Raw genomic sequence first — 1,966 nt, forward strand, 5'->3', positions numbered from 1 at the left:
CGCGGCGGCGAAGGCGGCGGGCAGGGGCGGCGCATCGGGCGCGAAGCTCGGCGCCGCCTCCAGCAGGTCGATCGCCTCGGGCCCGATGGACGGCCCCTCGGCCAGCAGCACGGCGCGGTGCAGCGTGTTCTCGAGCTCCCGCACATTGCCCGGCCAGCCATGCGTCATCAGCACGGCCTCGGCCGCCGGCGTCAGGCCGCGTTCAGGCAGGCCGTTGGCGTGGGCGTAGCGGGCGGCGAAGTGCCGCGCGAGCGGCAGGATGTCGTCGCGCCGCTCCCGCAACGCGGGGATGCGCAGCCGCACCACGGCGAGGCGGAAGTAGAGGTCCTCCCGGAACCGGCCCTTCGCCACCTCGATCGTCAGGTCGCGGTGGGTCGCGGCCAGGATGCGCACATCGACCTTCACCGGGGCCGAGCCGCCGAGCCGGTCGATCTCCCGTTCCTGGATCGCGCGCAGGATCTTGGCCTGCAGCCGCGGGTCCATCTCGCCGATTTCGTCGAGCAGCAGCGTCCCGCCCTCGGCCTGCTCGAACTTGCCCTTGCGCGATGCGACGGCGCCGGAGAAGGCGCCCTTCTCATGGCCGAACAGTTCGGATTCCAGCAGCGCTTCGGGGAGCGCGGCGCAGTTCAGCGCGACGAAGGGCCCGCGCGCGCGGCGGGATGCCGCATGGATGTGGCGTGCGAGCACCTCCTTGCCCGTGCCGCTCTCGCCGGTGATCAGCACCGAGGCGTCTGCGCGCGCCACCTGCTCGGCGCGGGCGAGCAGCGTCGTCATGGACGCGTCGCGCACCACGGGCTTGTCTGGCTCGCCGGCCACCGTCTGCAGCATGGCGGCGATCAGGTCGGCGTCCGGCGGCAGCGGCAGGAATTCCTTGGCGCCGGCGCGGATGGCGCGGACCGCCGCCTCGGCATCGTCCGGCCGGCCGCAGGCGACCACGGGGCAGGCGATGCGCTCGGCATCCATCTGCGCGACCAGCCAGCCGACATCGTGCAGCACGTCGCACAGCACGAGGTCGGCGCCCTCGCTGCGCAGCCTGGCGAGACCCGCGGCCGCGCCTTCCGCGACGATCAGCCGCGCGCCGCGCGCGACGGCGATGCGCGCGGCGGTGCCGAGCTCCGCCTCCAGGGAGCCGATGATCAGGACGCGGGCCATCTCAGACGCCCCGATCCGACTTCACGATCTCGGTCATGGTCACGCCGAGGCGGTTGTCATCGACCATCACCACCTCCCCGCGCGCCACGAGGCGGTTGTTCACGTAGATGTCGACCGCCTCGCCCAGCTTGCGGTCGAGTTCCACCACCGCGCCTCGGCCGAGCTTGAGCAGCTGCGAGACCTGCATGGTCGCGCGCCCGAGCACGGCGCTGATCTGGACGGGGATGTCGTAGACCGCCTCCAGCTCCCGCACCGGGGCGGCGGTCGCGGGGCGGCCTTCCTCGGCGGTGGCGGTGGCGGGGGAGGCGGGTTCGAAGGTCGCGTTGCCCGACATGTCCTACTCCTTCGGCCCGAGGCCGGCTGCATCCAGCACGCGGGCGATGTCCTGCCGGCGCGCTGCGAGATCGAGGGTGGCGGCACCGCCGCGCCATTCGGCGCGCGCATCGCCCGGCGCGAGGGCGGGGTCCTCGCCGATGGTGAGGCCCGCGGCGCCGAGCAGGGCGGAGACGTCCTCCGCGAAGCCGGGTGCGACGAGAATGCGCGGTTCCGGCATGCTCTGCAGCGCGGGCGCGATGCGGCGGGCGAAGGCGGCGGCGATCGCCGCCCCATGGTCGGCGGCGAGGCCCGGCAGCGCGGCATCCATCATGGACAAGGCAAGGCGCGCGAGGCCGATCGCCGTCTCCTCGGCCGCGCGCAGGGCGTCCTGCCGGGCGACGGCGAGTGCCTCGGCCGCCAGCGTGACCGCGCTTGCGACCTCGGCCTCCCGCGCGGCGGCGGCGGCGGCCAGCCCTTCGGCGCGACCCTCGGCGTGGCC

The 1,966-nt window shown here is 74.5% G+C and carries 3 protein-coding genes; all 3 read right to left on the minus strand.

Going from position 1 to position 1,966, the window contains the following annotated elements; all coding sequences use genetic code 11:
* Positions 1-1,152, minus strand: a 1,152-nt coding sequence (locus HW577_RS24265; protein ID WP_198378668.1) for a sigma-54-dependent transcriptional regulator, incomplete at its 3' end; no start/stop codon positions are given.
* Position 1,153: 1 nt separating this feature from the next.
* On the minus strand, positions 1,154-1,486 hold the full coding sequence (gene fliN / locus HW577_RS24270) for a flagellar motor switch protein FliN (protein ID WP_198378669.1): 333 nt from the start codon (positions 1,484-1,486) through the stop codon (positions 1,154-1,156).
* Positions 1,487-1,489: 3 nt separating this feature from the next.
* On the minus strand, positions 1,490-1,966 hold a 477-nt coding region (locus tag HW577_RS24275; protein ID WP_198378670.1), incomplete at its 5' end, for a hypothetical protein.

It is taken from the genome of Neoroseomonas rubea, from assembly GCF_016106015.1.
Classification (GTDB): Bacteria; Pseudomonadota; Alphaproteobacteria; order Acetobacterales; family Acetobacteraceae; genus Neoroseomonas; species Neoroseomonas rubea.

Excerpts from the sequence above, each read along its gene's own strand:
- fliN (WP_198378669.1), bottom strand. The coding sequence starts at position 1,486 with ATGTCGGGCAACGCGACCTTCGAACCCGCCTCCCCCGCCACCGCCACC.